Source organism: Zobellella denitrificans, from assembly GCF_002407485.1.
Lineage (GTDB): Bacteria > Pseudomonadota > Gammaproteobacteria > Enterobacterales > Aeromonadaceae > Oceanimonas > Oceanimonas denitrificans.
In genome coordinates this window covers 3439757-3455273 of sequence record NZ_CP012621.1, presented here as the reverse complement: position 1 = coordinate 3455273, position 15517 = coordinate 3439757, and the positions used below count along the sequence as shown (strand labels likewise).

The 15517-nt window shown below is 62.4% G+C and carries 16 protein-coding genes and 7 tRNA genes; 4 read left to right on the top strand and 19 right to left on the bottom strand.

Going from position 1 to position 15517, the window contains the following annotated elements; all coding sequences use genetic code 11:
• Positions 1-31: 31 nt before the first annotated feature.
• The 7 genes from AN401_RS16315 to rsmC all read right to left on the bottom strand — a co-directional run bounded on the left by AN401_RS16315 (position 32) and on the right by rsmC (position 3683).
• On the bottom strand, positions 32-865 hold the full coding sequence (locus AN401_RS16315) for an ion transporter (RefSeq protein ID WP_096779934.1): 834 nt from the start codon (positions 863-865) through the stop codon (positions 32-34).
• A gap of 172 nt (positions 866-1037) precedes the next feature.
• A complete protein-coding gene (locus tag AN401_RS16310; RefSeq protein WP_094040162.1) occupies positions 1038-1598 on the bottom strand; it encodes a CBS domain-containing protein in 561 nt (186 codons plus the stop codon).
• A 59-nt stretch (positions 1599-1657) separates the two neighbouring features.
• Positions 1658-1993 (bottom strand): hypothetical protein, encoded by a 336-nt coding sequence (locus AN401_RS16305; protein WP_096779933.1) that lies wholly within the window; start codon positions 1991-1993, stop codon positions 1658-1660.
• Positions 1994-2151: 158 nt separating this feature from the next.
• A tRNA-Leu gene (locus AN401_RS16300) sits at positions 2152-2237 on the bottom strand.
• Between the two features lie 74 nt (positions 2238-2311).
• Positions 2312-2397, bottom strand: a tRNA-Leu gene (locus tag AN401_RS16295).
• Positions 2398-2452: 55 nt separating this feature from the next.
• Positions 2453-2538: transfer RNA gene (locus AN401_RS16290), tRNA-Leu, on the bottom strand.
• 125 nt (positions 2539-2663) lie between these two features.
• Positions 2664-3683: a 16S rRNA (guanine(1207)-N(2))-methyltransferase RsmC gene (gene rsmC / locus AN401_RS16285; RefSeq protein ID WP_096779932.1), complete on the bottom strand. Its 1020-nt coding sequence runs from the start codon at positions 3681-3683 to the stop codon at positions 2664-2666.
• Positions 3684-3976: 293 nt separating this feature from the next.
• Here rsmC and dapA point away from each other — a divergent pair, with 293 nt between their 5' ends.
• Both dapA and AN401_RS16275 read left to right on the top strand, forming a co-directional pair.
• Positions 3977-4849 carry a 4-hydroxy-tetrahydrodipicolinate synthase gene (gene dapA / locus AN401_RS16280; protein ID WP_096779931.1) on the top strand — a complete coding sequence of 291 codons (873 nt, stop codon included), beginning with the start codon at positions 3977-3979 and terminating at the stop codon, positions 4847-4849.
• A 45-nt stretch (positions 4850-4894) separates the two neighbouring features.
• A complete protein-coding gene (locus AN401_RS16275) occupies positions 4895-5476 on the top strand; it encodes an HAD family hydrolase (RefSeq protein WP_094040166.1) in 582 nt (193 codons plus the stop codon).
• A gap of 18 nt (positions 5477-5494) precedes the next feature.
• Here the strand turns inward: AN401_RS16275 and hfq are convergent, their stop codons facing one another.
• From hfq to mutY, 10 genes are all read right to left on the bottom strand, one after another.
• A complete protein-coding gene (hfq, locus tag AN401_RS16270) occupies positions 5495-5872 on the bottom strand; it encodes an RNA chaperone Hfq (RefSeq protein WP_094040167.1) in 378 nt (125 codons plus the stop codon).
• Positions 5873-6171: 299 nt separating this feature from the next.
• A complete protein-coding gene (locus AN401_RS16265; protein ID WP_096779930.1) occupies positions 6172-7368 on the bottom strand; it encodes a multidrug effflux MFS transporter in 1197 nt (398 codons plus the stop codon).
• A gap of 125 nt (positions 7369-7493) precedes the next feature.
• Positions 7494-7703: a cold-shock protein gene (locus tag AN401_RS16260; protein ID WP_094040169.1), complete on the bottom strand. Its 210-nt coding sequence runs from the start codon at positions 7701-7703 to the stop codon at positions 7494-7496.
• A 351-nt stretch (positions 7704-8054) separates the two neighbouring features.
• Positions 8055-9638, bottom strand: a complete 1584-nt coding sequence (locus AN401_RS16255; protein ID WP_198401754.1) for a diguanylate cyclase domain-containing protein — start codon at positions 9636-9638, stop codon at positions 8055-8057.
• Positions 9639-9838: 200 nt separating this feature from the next.
• A tRNA-Thr gene (locus AN401_RS16250) sits at positions 9839-9914 on the bottom strand.
• A gap of 104 nt (positions 9915-10018) precedes the next feature.
• Positions 10019-10094, bottom strand: a tRNA-Phe gene (locus AN401_RS16245).
• A gap of 31 nt (positions 10095-10125) precedes the next feature.
• Positions 10126-10201: transfer RNA gene (locus AN401_RS16240), tRNA-Phe, on the bottom strand.
• Positions 10202-10232: 31 nt separating this feature from the next.
• A tRNA-Phe gene (locus tag AN401_RS16235) sits at positions 10233-10308 on the bottom strand.
• A 94-nt stretch (positions 10309-10402) separates the two neighbouring features.
• Positions 10403-10678 (bottom strand): oxidative damage protection protein, encoded by a 276-nt coding sequence (locus AN401_RS16230; RefSeq protein WP_094040171.1) that lies wholly within the window; start codon positions 10676-10678, stop codon positions 10403-10405.
• Complete coding sequence (gene mutY / locus AN401_RS16225) at positions 10675-11736, bottom strand: A/G-specific adenine glycosylase (protein WP_096779928.1); 1062 nt, start codon at positions 11734-11736, stop codon at positions 10675-10677. The genes AN401_RS16230 and mutY overlap by 4 nt, the downstream gene beginning before the upstream one ends.
• Before the next feature lie 164 nt (positions 11737-11900).
• Between mutY and AN401_RS16220 the strand changes: the two genes are divergently transcribed.
• Together AN401_RS16220 and trmB are read left to right on the top strand one after the other, a co-directional pair.
• Entirely contained in the window at positions 11901-13079 is a 1179-nt protein-coding gene (locus AN401_RS16220) for an aminotransferase-like domain-containing protein (RefSeq protein WP_094040173.1), read from the top strand.
• Between the two features lie 153 nt (positions 13080-13232).
• Positions 13233-13949: a tRNA (guanosine(46)-N7)-methyltransferase TrmB gene (gene trmB / locus AN401_RS16215; RefSeq protein ID WP_096779927.1), complete on the top strand. Its 717-nt coding sequence runs from the start codon at positions 13233-13235 to the stop codon at positions 13947-13949.
• Positions 13950-14024: 75 nt separating this feature from the next.
• Here the strand turns inward: trmB and coaE are convergent, their stop codons facing one another.
• Both coaE and AN401_RS16205 read right to left on the bottom strand, forming a co-directional pair.
• Positions 14025-14630, bottom strand: coding sequence for a dephospho-CoA kinase (gene coaE, locus AN401_RS16210; RefSeq protein WP_096779926.1), 606 nt, complete (start codon positions 14628-14630; stop codon positions 14025-14027).
• Complete coding sequence (locus tag AN401_RS16205; RefSeq protein ID WP_096779925.1) at positions 14627-15481, bottom strand: prepilin peptidase; 855 nt, start codon at positions 15479-15481, stop codon at positions 14627-14629. The genes coaE and AN401_RS16205 overlap by 4 nt, the downstream gene beginning before the upstream one ends.
• Positions 15482-15517 lie beyond the last annotated feature (36 nt).

The window sequence follows — 15517 nt, the reverse complement described above, 5'->3', positions numbered from 1 at the left end:
GAGCGGGAAGAAAGCCTCTTCCCGCTCCGGCTCAGGCTTTTCTGCTCTGCTCCTGCAGCAGTGCTTCTACCCGGTTCAACTGCTCCCGCATCCGGACCAGCTCCTGTTGCAGCGCCTGCTGCTCCTGGGCCGGATCCTCGCCGTTTTCCGCCTTGAACTTCTCGCTTTCGCTCTGCATCACCTCCAGCACTATGCCGATCATCATATTGAGGAAGATGAAGGCGGTGAGGAAGATAAAGGTGACGTAGTAGATCCAGCTGTAGGGATACAGCTCCATGGTGTCGTACATCACGTCGGTCCAGTCCTCGAAGGTGGCGATGCGGAACAGGGTCAGCATCGCCAGGCTGATATTGCCCCACAGGAAGTCGTCGACGCCTTCGAAGACAAAGCTGCCGACGGCCGCGTAGATGTAGAAGATGATGAACATCAGCAGCGCCACATAGCCCATGCGCGGTATAGCGACCACCAGGGCGTTGAGCAGCACCCGCAGTTCGGGGATCATCGACACCAGCCGCAGGGCGCGGAATACCCGCAGCAGGCGGGCGATGAGGACGGTGTCGGTGCTGTCGATGGGGATGATGCTGGCCAGAACTATCACCAGATCGAAGATGTTCCAGCCGGACTTGAAAAAGTCCCTGAACCTGGGCTCGGCGGCCATGCGGATGGCGATCTCCACCAGGAAGAACAGGGTGACGGCGGCATCCAGCACCACCAGTATGTGCTCGAAACGACTGACGTTGTCGTAGGTCTTGGCGCCCACTACCAGGGCGGACAACACGATGACGCTGATCACGAAGCCTTCGAACAGCTTGTTGCTGCGCAAACGCAAAAACTGGGCTTGCAACTGGGCGAATCCGTTACTCATTTGCTTTTATATCTCGAAACCAAAGGGTGAGCTTGACGGGGCCATGCACCCGGGCACGGCAGGGGTGAGGCTGCATGGTAATACAGCGACTGGCCTGATGTCACCTGGTGGTCGGGCGCATTCTACCCGCAGTGCAGGCTGAAGGGAGCGGCGGCCGGGGCCGCCGCCGTGCTCAGGATGAGAGCGAATCGAAGATATTGAGGAAGGTGGGTGCCCTGCGGATGTCGAGCTGCATTCCCAGTCGCTGCGCGATGTCCCGCGCCGAGATCAGCCCCCGGATATGGTGCGAACCCCGGTCGATGACCAGGCAGTGGCGCTCGCCATTGGATTGCAGGGCATGGATCACGTCGGCGATGGTGCTTTGCTGCAACTGCTGATAATCCAGCGCCCTGAGCTTGTCCCTCGGACACATCAGATCGGTGACCAGTATCTCGTCGCGGCTGTCGCCGTTGGCGACGCGCTGCACGAAGGCCTGACCGCTCAACTGATCGAGCTGGATCAGGCCAAGCAGTTCTTCCTGCGAGTCCACCACCAGCTTCAGCCGGGTGTGGTCGTGGTGCATCATTTCCAGCACGTCGGCCGCCCGGGTGTCGGCGTCTATCATGGTGGGCGGGTTCTGCTTGAAATCGTTCAGCAGGCCGAGGGCAGGAGAGTCCAGCTGCAGATCGGGCATATCCCCGGGCTGGACCAGGTGATCGCGGTGTTCAACGGCGTACAGGTGCAGTGTTTTCATGTCGTTCCTCCTCGACCCTTTCAGGGAAAGGGCCACAGACAATCAAAGATAAAGGCGGATCAGGCTGGCTGATCCCGGTGTCTGGGGTTGGGAACGGAAAGCGGGGGGCCGCGTACCTGGTGTTCGGTAAGGAAATAAGGCGGGGTCGCTGGCGCCACAGGCAACTGCTGTGCCAGCCAGGGCCAGGGTTGCCTGTGGCTTTGGAAAGGCAGTGCCGGCTCCGGATCATCGCTTCCTTCCTGCTCCAGCAGGAACAGGACCTGCCCGGCCGGCGGATTGACCACCTGGGCATGCTGCTCCGCCGCCAGCAGCGAGGGCGCGGCCACGACCGGGGCTGGCGGCGAGCAAAGCAGGCCGAGATACAGCAGCAGGGCGAGGGCACTGAGCCAGGGCAAGGCGACGCTCCATTAACGATATATTAACAACATGCGGGCATCATCCGACGAATCGGTGACAAAGACAAGGGGAGGGAGAGCCGGAAACGAAAAAACACCAAACGGCGCTGGTGCAATGGCAAAAAGTACGGTGTGGTTATGTGCTGTAACAACAATCTTGGTGCGAAGGGGGGGACTTGAACCCCCACGTCCGAAGGACACTAACACCTGAAGCTAGCGCGTCTACCAATTCCGCCACCCTCGCATACCTGATTGTCCGGCTGTTTTAGATGAGCCACCATCCTGAATTTCGGGCAGGGTTGCCAAACCTGAGCGGTTTGGTGCGAAGGGGGGGACTTGAACCCCCACGTCCGAAGGACACTAACACCTGAAGCTAGCGCGTCTACCAATTCCGCCACCCTCGCATACCCGAATTGTCCGGCTGTTTTAGATGAGGCCGTCATCCTGTTTACTCAGTCGTGGTGCGAAGGGGGGGACTTGAACCCCCACGTCCGAAGGACACTAACACCTGAAGCTAGCGCGTCTACCAATTCCGCCACCCTCGCCCGTGCTGAGGACTGCGAATTCTATAGATTTTTTATCGGCCGTCAATACGCTTTTCCCGGGAAAAATTAAAAAAAACCGGCCTTGGTGGCCGGTTGCTCAAAAAACGCCGGGTTTGCGTGATAATTCAGCGTCGGGCCCGGTAGATCCTGAACTTGCCGGTGGCGGCCAGGGTGTCGCAATGACCGAAGCTTTGCTCGATAAGCTCGGGATAGGGCAGAAAGGCGTTGGCCACCAGGATGAGTTCGCCCCCCGGCTTGAGATAGTCGACCGCCCGGGCGAGCAGGGTCTCGGTGGTGTGGTAGAAGGTCTTGAGGCCCGCATGGAAGGGCGGATTGGTGATGATATGGTCGAAGCGGCCGTCGACCTGGGCCAGGCCGTCGGAGGCGTACACCTCGGCCTCCAGCCCGTTTTCCGCCAGGGTCAGCCGGCTGGCCTCCAGCGCCAGGGCATTGATGTCGATCATCTCAAGCTGGATCCCCGGATGGCGCCGCAACAGGCTGGCGCCAATGACGCCGGCGCCGCAGCCGAAGTCGAGCACCCGGCCGTGCAGTTCGCCGACGCTGTCCAGCAGCAGCCGGGAGCCGTTGTCGAGATGTCCGGCGCTGAACACCCCGGGCAGGGTGCAGACGGTCAGCTGTTCTTCCAGCAGGGAATAGCGGCTCACCCAGTCGGCCAGCCGGAAGGGCGGGGCCGGGCGGACCAGTTGGGCCTGATAGAGGCTGGCGCGCCGGGCGCTGTCGAGCTTGTTCACCTGGTCGCAGTAGGGGGCCAGCAGCTTGGGCGCGGCCTTGACCCCGCCCTTGTTGTCGCCGGCGATAAAGACGGGCGCACCGGGCGCGAGCAGCGGCAGGCAGGCCGCCAGCAGGTAGTCGGCCTCTGCCTTGGCCTTGGGCATCAGCAGCAGCAGGCCGGCGGCGGACCCGGGTCCGGGCTGGCTGCCGAATTCGACCTTGACGTCATTTTTGCCTTCAAGCCACAGGAAATAGCGAAAATCCGTGGTGAACACCCGCGGGGCGTTGCCGGCCTCGGCCAGCAGCCCGGGCAGGTTGTCTTCCAGCAGGCCGCAGATCAGCAGCGGCTGGCGGCTCAGGGTGTCCAGATTACGGGTCAGCATCTCGCCGACCGGGGTCAAGGCCTCAAACATCTCGGGCTCCGCAACAAATAAGGGAATTGGACATTATACATGGCGCCACCCCCCTTGACATTTGCCGGGCATTAGCAAAAGATGCAGTTCAAGGTCTTTTTAGGTGCAAGTCATGGTTTTTATCGTTAAACGCAAACCGGCCAAACCGCTCAAGCGAAAAGCGGCGACCCCTATTGCGTGACCGACGCCAGATCCTCATCAAGACGAGCAGTTCTCAAACCCCGGTTACGCAGCAGCGACCGGGGTTTTTTAATCCAAATTTTTCAATCCTCTAGCCAGGAGAAGGAGTTTCCATGTTTCGCGGTTCTTTAGTTGCCCTGCTGACCCCCTTTGACGGTGACCGTCTCGACGAGGCTGCCCTGCGCCGCCTGGTCGACTGGCACATCGAGGAGGGTACTCACGGCATTGTGCCGGTGGGCACCACCGGGGAAAGTCCGACCCTGAGCCATGACGAACACTGCCGCGTGATCGAGATAGTGGTAGAGCAGGCGGCGGGCCGGGTGCCGGTGATCGCCGGCGCGGGCTCCAATAACCCGGTGGAGGCGATTGAATACAGCAACTACGCCCAGCAGGTGGGGGCCGACGCCACCCTGCATGTGGCCGGCTATTACAACAGGCCCAACCAGGAAGGGCTCTACGCCCACTTCCGGATGTTGCACGATGCCACCGAACTGCCGATCATCGTGTACAACATTCCGCCGCGGGCGGTGGTGGACATCAGCCCCCAGACCATGGCGCGCATCGCCGAGCTGCCGCGTATCGCCGGGGTAAAGGACGCCACCGGCGATCTGGCGCGTCCCTGGGCCGAGCGGCAACTGATCAAGAAGCCCTTCGCCTGGCTGTCCGGCGAGGACGGCACCGCCGTCTCCTATAACGTGGCCGGCGGCCAGGGCTGCATCTCGGTTACCGCCAACGTCGCCCCCCGGCTCTGCGCCCAGTTGCAGGAGCTGACCCTGGCCGGCAAGTGGGAGGAAGCCCGCGCCCTGCAGGACAGGCTGTTGCCGCTGCACCAGGCGATGTTCGCCGAGCCCAACCCGGCCTGTCCCAAATACGGCCTGTCGTTGCTGGGGATGGCCAGCGAAGCCTGCCGGATCCCGGTGGTGCCGCTGCAGGAGAGCACCAAGGCGCGTATCCGCCAGGTGATGAAAGAGCTGGAACTGATTTAACCCTTATGGCCGCGCGAGCGGCCATCTTGTTTTTTGGTGGCACAGATGCATCCGCAACACTTTGATGGCTTGATTTTTGACCTTGATGGCACCCTGGTCGACACCATGCCCCTGCACCTGGCGTCCTGGGAGCTGGCGGCGCGGGAGTTCGGTTTCGGCTACGACGCCGGCTGGCTGTACGATCTGGGCGGCGTGCCCAGCCGCAAGATAGTGGACCTCATCAACGGCGAGCAGGGGCTCCGCCTCGACGGCGACCGGGTGGTGGCGGTGAAAAACGGCCACTATCAGCAGCTGTTGCCCGAGGCCCGGCCCTTCCCGGCCATGCTGGCCCTGCTGGAGCAATACGCGGACAAGCCCATGGCCATCGGCACCGGCTCTTCGCGGGTCAATGCCGAGCGGGTGCTGCTCAATACCGGGCTGCGGGACTATTTTCCGGTGGTGATCACCGCCGACGACGTGAATCTGCACAAACCGAATCCGGACACCTATTTGCTGGCCGCCCGGGAGCTGGGGCTGAACCCCGGCCATTGCCTGGTGTTCGAGGACACGCCCATCGGCCGGCAGGCGGCGGAGGCGGCGGGCATGGCTTGCGTGATGGTGGTGGAGGGCCGGCCCCTGCTGGGCTGACCCTGTTTGCCAACTGACTTAGCGCTGTTCGCCCTGATCGTCGTCCTGGTGATCGTGGTGCTGGTCGTCACGATGGTTGTGGTGATCGTGATGGCTGTCGTAGCGGGGGCGGCGGGGCTTGTTGATGATGACCCCGGTGCGCGGCGGCCGGCGGGTCGCCGGGGAGATGGTGGAAATCTTGGCTTTGTAAATCAGTTGCTGCTGACCGCGGGGGTCGGACAGCAAAATGCTGTATTGGTCAAAGGCACTGATCATCCCTTCCAGCTTGATGCCATTGGTGAGGAAGATGGCGCAATGAGTCTGATTCTTGCGCAACCAGTTCAGTGCCGCATCCTGTCCGTTACCCAATGAGAAGGCTTGCTGCAGCGATTGGGGATTAGATGATTGGGCAGTCATGTAGGCAGTCCTGTTTGTTATTTTGCAATCTTGATTGTGCTTAATGAATGCCCGCCTTGTCAAAGTAAAGCTCACATTAATCCCATAACAGGGCAGCAACTTAAAACGTGAGCAGTGCGACGGCGATATCTTACCTGTAGGCGCCCGTTTACGTGGCGCAAACCTGCCAACGGCGTGGGGTATGGAAATTGGGCGCCGGTTTGTGCCGGCTAAAGCGGCACCTACAGTGACGGTTACAGCGGCACAAACCGGCAGCTACGCAGAGCCTGGCTGCCTGATTTTTAAACTATCGTGGTGCTCTAGGCATCCGCGTCGGCCAGCCGTCGTTGCTCCCTGGGCAGGCGGTTCAGGCTGAGCAGGGCCAGGGCGGCCAGCAGCATGATGGTGAGGGCGCAGGCCTCACCCGGCGACAACGGCAGGAGCGACGCCAGGTAGGAGGCGGTGGCGGCGCCGGCCATCTGCAGGCAGCCGAGCAGGGCGGCGGCCCGGCCTGCCCGGTCCGCGAAGGGCGCCATGGCGGAAGCCGCCGCTGCGCCCAGCACCAATGAAAAGCCCACCGAGCAGAGCGCCACCGGCAGCATAAAGGACCAGACGGAGGGGGCCGAAGGCAGCCAGAGCAGCATGGCGAGGCCGCCGCCGAGCAGACAGAGGGCGCCTCGCTTGACCACCCGGTGGCGGCCCAGGCGCCGGCTCAGCCTGGGAGCGGAAAAACTGGCCGCCATCACCACCAGGGCGTTGGCGCCGAAGGCCAGGGCAAACTGGGCCTCGCTCAGCCCCAGTTGCACCATCAGGATCAGCGGGGCGAAGGTCACATAGGTGAGGATGCTGCCCATGGCGGCGACACAGGTCAGCACATAGACCCGAAAGGCCCGGTGCCGCCACACCGCCTGGTAGGCGTGGGGGGAGAGCAACGGCTGGTGGCGGGTATGGGCGGGGCGGCTTTCCCGCAGGCGAGCCATCACCAGCACCAGGGCCAGGGTGGCGAACAGGGCCAGGAACAGGAAGTTGGCCTGCCAGCCGAAACTCAGGGTTAGCCAGGCGCCCAGTACCGGCGCCAGCGCCGGGGCCAGGCAGAGGGCGCCGTTGAGGTAGGAATAGGCCCGGGCGCTGTCGCCGGCGTCGAGCTTGTCGCGCACCACCGCGAAGACCACCACCGAGGTGCCGCAGGCTCCCAGTCCCTGGATCAGGCGCCCCAGCAACAGCAGGGGCAGTTCAGCCGCCAGGGCGCTCACCAGGGAGCCGGTGAAAAACAGGCCGATGGCACAGAGGGCCACGGGACGCCGGCCCTTGTTGTCCACCAGGGGGCCGAACACCAGTTGTCCCAGTCCTACCGCCAGCATGAATACCGACAGGCTGAGCTGGATGTCGGCGGCACTCACCCCGAGGGATATCGCCATCTGCGGCATGGCCGGCAGGTAGATGTCGATGCCCATGGGGCCGAACAGGATCAGGGGAAGCAGCAGCAGAACCAGGCTGATGACGGGGCTTTGGGTCATGTAATCTGTTCCTTTGCGGAAAAAAGGAGCAATTATAACCGCAGGGTCAATAAAAATCAGGGGCGGGATAAATAAAAAAGCCGCGCCCGGAGGCACGGCTTAGGAATTCTTGGTGAGGTAGGCTCTTACAGAGGAACTACGTTCTCAGCCTGAGGACCTTTCTGGCCTTGAGCTACAGTGAACTGTACTGCTTGGCCTTCAGACAGAGTTTTGAAACCCTGGGTCTGGATGGCGCTGAAGTGTACGAACACGTCAGGACCTTGTTCTTGCTCGATGAAACCGAATCCTTTGGATTCATTGAAGAACTTTACTTTACCTTTAACGATATTAGACATACCTAAATCCTGTAACAAACTTGCATTGTAAATAGCTTAGAAAAATACCGGTTTAACTTATGAAATACAGGACGAGGTACTACTAGGAACTTCGTAACAAGAACATAAATATAGCCGTATTCTTCGAGCTGGGGTCACTCTAACCCGTTACCAGATGGGGGTCAACAGGTATTTTTGTGAGCAGAAGCGCTTTCATCGAACTTTAACAAAGCCCCCCGGCGCGGAGGGGCTGCTTAGCGGAACCCAGTCGCTGCCGGTAGTGATCTACCATCCGGAACGGCTATTTATCGGTATGAATATATCTGGTTGAGCCCTTGGCGGGGGGCGGCCCGGCGGTGCGCATGTTTTGCTTCAGGGCCATAAGAGACCAGATCCCTGAGGCGGCACTATCACATAGTGGCCCTTGCCGGCGTGCTTGGCCCGGTACATGGCCCGATCCGCCTGGCCGAGCCAGGTTTCCAGCTCCTGCCCGGCGTCACAGGGCAGTACCATGCCGATGCTGGCGGAGAGGCCGACCCGGTCGCCCCGCTCCAGGACGACGGGGCGTGCTATCTCGTCCAGCAGTCGCTGCAGGATCTGCTCGGCCAGCTCTCTGCCGCGCAGCCCCGGCAGCAGCACGACGAACTCGTCGCCGCCTATCCGCGCCAGGGTATCGGTGCTTCTCAGCACCCTGGTCATCCGCCTGGCCAACCGGGCCAGCACCTCATCTCCCGCCTGGTGGCCCAGGCTGTCATTGACCTCTTTGAATCCGTCCAGATCGAGCAGGCCGATGGCGGAAAAACTGCCTCGGCGTTGATCGGCGAAGAGGGCCTGGTTTACCCGATCGACCAGCAGGGAGCGGTTGGGCAGGCCAGTGAGTGTGTCGTAGTAGGCCAGTGCGTCCAGCTCTTGCTGACGTAGCAGCAGGCTGGTGTTGGCCTGGGCCAGCATCCTGGCATCGCGCAGGGACCTGGCGACAAAGGCCATCAGCACGGCGGTGAGCAGGAGCGAGACGAGCATCAGCCACAGCGGTTGCCGGCTGCGAGATGCACCGAGGAACTGTTCAGAAGGTGACAGGACAAGCTGCCAGCTGCGGCCCGGCAGCTCGAGCGGAAAGGCGAGCTCGCCGGGGCCGGCCGCGGAGGGGGAGGCCGAGCCGGGATAGATGGATCTGGCCGGCTCCTCGGTTACATCCAGCAGACGCAGCCCGCTGTTCAACTCTCCATCCTCGATCAGCTCTCGCAGCAAGATCTCCGGTCGCAGCATCAGAATAACCAATCCCTGTACTTCCTTGGACTCCGGCACTCCGGGCAGGGCATATAGGGGCTGGTAGATGGCGATGGCCAGGGGGCCCTGTGGATCCTGCACTATATGGAAGGGGGGGCTGCTGGCCTGCTGGCCCCGGCTGAGTACCTGCCGGACAACCGGGGCGCTGTGGGGGCGGTTCAGGGCATCGAGGCCGGCCACGGAACTGTTGAGCCTTTCGGGCGCGGCAAAGAGGATGGGGAAGTACAGCTCCCGTTCGGGGGCCCTGTGCATGTCATCCGCGTCAGGGGTGGTATCGAAGATGCCCATGGGGGCGAGTCCCTCGGCGGCCAACTCGGCTTCTACCATGGCACGCCGGGCATGGGGAACGCGGGGGGCCCAGTGCACCGCGGTGATTTCGGGATAGGAGGCGATTACCGAAGTGACGAAGCGATGATATTCTTCGCGCGTCAGTTCTTCCGAGGCGATAAACAGCCCCCTGAAGGCATTCAGCAGCCCCCTGGCGTTGTCGATGAATTGTTGTGCCCGCAGTGCCTGCACCTGGGCCAGGCGTTCGAATTCCTTGTGCCGGAGCTGTTCCTGGAGTGCGCTTCCCCTGGAGTAGGCACTCAGGGACAGGTAGATGCCCAGCGCGGCGATCACCACCAGTATTATGTGGTGGGAGTATTGACGACTGAAAAGAGTGTTCAAGGTAAGTGACTCGCCGGCTTGTTGCATATTGCAATGGCTTATCACTAGCAAGATTTCTGCCCTGGCGCAAGGGCGCCGGGGCGGGTATGAAGCCCGGGTGCTGGGAACGACGACCATTGGCCTCTGGGGAGAGGATCCATCGTCATGCCAGGCGGGGCTGGAAAAGGGCACAAAAAAACCAGCGCTCTGGCTGGTTGGGATGGTGCCGGCAGAAGGAGTCGAACCCTCGACCTACTGATTACAAGTCAGTTGCTCTACCAACTGAGCTATGCCGGCTACTCTGATAGTGCTTGAATATGGCGCCCAGAGGCGGAATCGACCGCGCCCGGCCAGGGACCAGAGCGGGGATTTTCAATCCTTTGCTGCACTGGCTATCAATATGGTGCCCAGAGGCGGAATCGAACCACCGACACGGGGATTTTCAATCCCCTGCTCTACCGACTGAGCTATCTGGGCTGGGAGTCTTAATTAAAAGAACACCTGAAAATGGTGCCCAGAGGCGGAATCGAACCACCGACACGGGGATTTTCAATCCCCTGCTCTACCGACTGAGCTATCTGGGCTGGGAGTCTTAATTAAAAGAGCACCTGAAAATGGTGCCCAGAGGCGGAATCGAACCACCGACACGGGGATTTTCAATCCCCTGCTCTACCGACTGAGCTATCTGGGCAACGGGGCGCCATTAAATAGGATTGGCCAGGGCAAGTCAACCGCTTTTTGGAAGGCCCGAACGCGTTCGCTCAAGCCTTGAACAAAGCGGCGATTTACTCCGCGGAAGGGGGGGTGTAACCCTCGATTTTCACGTCGGCGCCCTCGAACAGATAGGCGACCATCTCCTGCTCCAGCAACTGGCGGTGCTCGGCATTCATCATGTTGAGCTTCTTCTCGTTGATCAGCATGGTCTGCTTCTTCTGCCAGTCGGCCCAGGCCTCCTTGGAGATGTGGTCGTAGATGCGCTTGCCGAGCTCCCCCGGATAAAGCTGGAAATCCAGGCCTTCGGCCTCTTTCTGTAAACGCTGGCAAAAAATAGTACGGCTCATAAGTTTTTCCTCTCTTGCAGTTGCGGGTAGGCCAGCAGTTTTTTGGTGGCGGCAGCCAGGCCTACCGAGGCGGGTTGCTGCAAGTTATACCAAAGACGTTCATCCCCCGCCATGACCTCGGCCGGCAAGCGGGGCAATTCCACCAGCCAGGGCTCGATATCCAGGTGGAAGTGGCTGAAGGTATGGCGAAAGCCGGGCAGGGGCCGGGGCTCGCCGGCCTGGGGATAGCGTTTTAGCCAGGACTTGAGATCGTCCTGGTCCCTGAACTCGGGAAAGCAGTAAAGCCCGCCCCAGAGTCCCTGGGGCGGGCGTTGCACCAGCAGGATCTGCTGCTGGCACTTGAGCAGCAGGAAGCTGGCCCGTTTTTCCGGCTGCACCCTCTTCTTCGGCTTACCGTGGGGAAAGGCGGCGGGCGTGCCCAGCGCCAGCCCCCGGCAATCGTCCCGCACCGGGCACTGCTCGCACCTGGGTTTGCTGCGGGTGCAGATGGTGGCGCCGATATCCATCATCGCCTGGTTGTATTGGCTTACCCCCGCTCTGGGCGTGAGCCGCTCCACCTGCTGCCAGAGGGCGTTTTCCACCTCTTTCTTGCCGGGCCAGCCTTCCTGGGCCAGCCAGCGGCTCAACACCCGCTTGACGTTGCCGTCGAGGATGCCGTGATGCTGGCCCAGGGACAGGGACAGCACGGCCCCGGCGGTGGAGCGGCCTATCCCCGGCAGGCCCAGCACCTCTTCGAAGCGTTCGGGAAAGCGCCCCTGGTAGTGATCGCGGATCACCTGGGCCGCCCTGTGCAGGTTGCGGGCCCGGGCGTAGTAGCCGAGCCCGGTCCAGTGATGCAGCACCTCGTCCTGCCCGGCGTCGGCCAGGCTGACCACGTCGGGAAAGCGGGCCATAAAGCGCTCATAGTAGGGGATGACGGTGGCGACCTGGGTCTGCTGCAGCATGATCTCGGATACCCATACCCGGTAGGGGGTCTTGTGCTGCTGCCAGGGCAGGCTCTTGCGGCCATGTTGTTGATACCAGGCCAGTATGCGTTCGGCGAAGGAGGCTGTGTTCACTGTGGTCGGAAAGTCGATTCGAATGGGGAGATCAGAGCACAGCGTCGGGGCCAGTGCAAACCCGCGAGACACAGCTGTTGTTTGTGGTTTGTTATTCCAATGTTTTCTGATACAAAAGAAGGGTTTTGTTGGTGCCCGCCGTGCCCGTAATCAGAGAGACCCCTATGCAGCCCTTTTTTGCCCAGCGCTTTGCCAAGGTAGAGCCTTCCTTCATCCGTGAAATCCTCAAAGTCGCCGTCAATCCGGAGGTGATCTCCTTCGCCGGCGGCCTGCCCAACCCCGACTTCTTCCCGAGCGAGGAGCTGGAAGTGGCCACGGCCAAGGTGCTGCGGAACAAGGGCAACGGCGCGCTGCAATACGCCGCCACCGAGGGCTTCGGCCCGCTGCGCGAGTACATCGCCGAGCGCTACCGCACCCAGCACGGCCTGCAGGTGTCGCCGGATAACATACTGATCACCAACGGCTCCCAGCAGGCGCTGGATCTGATCGGCAAGGTGCTGGTGGACGAGGGCTCGGATCTGATCATCGAGGAGCCGGGCTACCTGGGGGCCATCCAGGCGCTGTCGGTCTACCAGCCCAACTTCCGTGGCGTTTCCCTCAACGACGACGGCCCGGATCTGGCCGAGCTGGATGCCCTGCTGGCCGAGCCCAACCATGCCCGGCTGATGTACGGGGTGACCAACTTCCAGAACCCGTCGGGCCTGAGCTACAGCCTGGAAAAACGCCGGGCGGTGGCCGAGCGGCTGATCCGGCACAATGTGCTGATGGTGGAAGACAACCCCTACGGCGAGCTGCGCTTCGAAGGCGAGCACCTGCCGCCCATCGCCAAGCTGGCACCCGAAAACGTGGTGCTGCTCGGCTCCTTCTCCAAGGTGGTGGTGCCTTCCTTCCGCCTGGGCTGGATGGTGGTGCCGGATTGGCTGCGTCAGAAGATCACCATCGCCAAGCAGGCATCCGACCTGCACACCAACGGCTTCGTGCAGCAGGTGCTGTACAGCTACCTGCAGGACAACAGCCTGGACGCCCATATCGATCGCATCCGCACCGTCTACGGCCAGCAGAAAAAGGCCATGGAGCAGGCGCTGCTGCGCCACTGCCCGGGGCTGGATTTCACCCGGCCCGAGGGCGGCATGTTCCTGTGGCTCAAGCTGCCGCAGCACCTGAGCGCCATGGACTTGTTCAACCTGGCGATCAAGGAAAACGTGGCCTTCGTGCCGGGCCGGCCCTTCTACGTGCGTCCGGACATTCTCAACACCGCCCGTTTCAGCTATTCCGGCGCCGATGCCGCCACCATAGAGGAAGGCATCAGCCGGCTGGGCCGGGTTATCCAGCAGGTGCTTTGAGCGCGGCCATCGGCCATAAGAAGCCGCCGGTTTATACCGGCGGCTTTTTTATATCTGGTGAACGCTTCCCGCTTGCAGCCTGACGTTTTTTGCCCTTGCACCTTTGGGCTAACTTTGGATAATTCGCCTTCCCAAGCCAGCCGGAGAAAGCAGATGACAGATCAACACCCGCCCGTTCAAACCGAGGATGAACTGCGCAAGCGCAAGATCCGCAGCTTCGTGCGCCGGGAAGGCCGCCTGACCAAGGGCCAGGAAAAGGCCCTGGCCGAGCAGTGGCCGGTGATGGGGCTGGAATTCGGCGGCCGGTTGCTGGACCTGGACGCGGTGTTCGGCCGCAGCGCGCCCCGGGTGCTGGAAATCGGCTTCGGCATGGGCGCGTCCCTGGTGGAGATGGCCAGGGCGGCGCCGGAGCAGGACTTTATCGGCATTGAGGTGCATACCCCGGGGGTGGGCGCCTGCCTGATGGCGGCCGCCGAGGCCGGGCTGACCAACCTGCGGGTGATGTGCCACGACGCGGTGGAAGTGTTCGAGCAGATGCTGCCCGAGCAGAGCCTGGATCGGGTGCAGCTGTTTTTTCCCGACCCCTGGCACAAGAAGCGCCACCACAAGCGGCGCATCGTGCAGCCGGCCTTCGTGGAGATGGTGCGCAGCAAACTCAGGATCGGCGGCGAATTCCACATGGCCACCGACTGGGAAAACTACGCCGAGCACATGCTGGAAATCATGCAGGCCGCCCCCGGCTACGCCAACGCCGCGCCCGAGGGCGACTATATGCCTCGGCCCGACTACCGCCCGCTCACCAAGTTCGAGCAGCGCGGTCATCGCCTGGGCCACGGGGTCTGGGATCTTATCTTCACCCGTACCGCCTGAGGCGGTTGCCCTGTTGCCAACTGAGCCCAGGCAAGTCCTGGGCTTGGCTGTTTATGGGGCTGAGGAGAGTGGTGACTAACCGGACTCGGCCAGGGCCAGGTATTTTTGGTGCAGTGCGGCTACCGCCGCCTTGAGCCGGGCCGGGTCGGGGCCGTTGTTGTCGATAACGTCGTCGGCGGCGGCCAGACGTTGCTCCCGGCTGGCCTGGGCGGCCATGATGGCGCGGATCTGCTGCTCGCTGCTGTGGTCGCGTTTGACGGTGCGGGCCAGTTGCTGCTCGGGGGAGACATCCACCACCAGTACCCGTTGGCAAAGGGTGGTCAGGCCGTTTTCCACCAGCAGTGGCACCACCAGCAGGCAGTAGGGCGGACGGGCGGCGGCGCAGGCGGCGATCATGCGCTCCCGGATCAGGGGGTGCAGCAGGGCATTGAGCCAGTCTTTCTGCCCGGGGTGGGAGAATACCCGCTCGCGCAGGACGCGGCGGTCGAGGCGGCCCTGGCTGTCCAGGACCTCCTGGCCAAAGTGCGTGGCAATGGCCGCCAGCGCCGGTTCCCCGGGCGCCACCACCTCGCGGGCGATGATATCCGCGTCTACCACCTCCACGCCCAGTTCGGCGAACAGACTGGCCACGGTACTCTTGCCGCTGCCGATGCCGCCGGTCAACCCCACCACATAGCTCACAGCGCCACTCCCCAGTAAATCCGCATCAGTGGTTGCCCCCAGAGCAGGTAAATCCAGCCTCCCAGGGCCAGCGCCGGGCCGAAGGGCAGCACCCTGTCTTCGCCCAGTCGGCGCAGGGCCATCAGCCCCAGGCCCAGGGCGGCGCCGGCGGCGGATGCCAGCAGCAGCACCGGCAGCAGGCTCTGCCAGCCGAACCAGGCGCCGATGGCCGCCAGCAGCTTGAAGTCGCCGTAGCCCATGCCCTCCTTGCCGGTGACGAGCTTAAACAGCCAGTACAGGCTCCACAGTATGCCGTAGCCGAAGGCGGCACCGAGCACGGCGCTGGCCAGCGGCACGAAGAGGGCATTGATATTGAGCAGCAGTCCCAACCACAGCAGCGGCAGGGTGAGGTTGTCGGGCAGCAGCAGGTGATCCACGTCGATCAGGGTCATGCACAGCAGCACCCAGCTGAACACCAGGGCCGCCAGCAGCTGGGGGCTGGCGCCGAAGCGCCACAGGGCCAGCCCGGCCAGGGCCGCCGAGGCCAGCTCCACCAGCGGATAGCGCCTGGCGATGGGGGCCTGGCAGTAGCGGCAACGGCCCCTGAGCCAGAGCCAGCTCAGCAGCGGGATATTGTCGAGCACCCCCAGCTGGTGGTGGCAATGGGGGCAACGGGAGCGGGGCCGGCACAGGTTGAAGGGGGCGGTTTCGGGCAGGGGGCTGCCCTGGAACTCGGCGCATTCCCGCTCCCACTCCAGCTTCAGCATCAGCGGCAGGCGGTGGATCACCACGTTGAGGAAGCTGCCCACCAGCAGGCCCACCAGCATCACCAGGGAATACAGCAAAACGGTATTGTCGAGCAGTTGCGCCATTGTTGTTCCTAAGGGGATTGAACTTTGAAAGCAAGG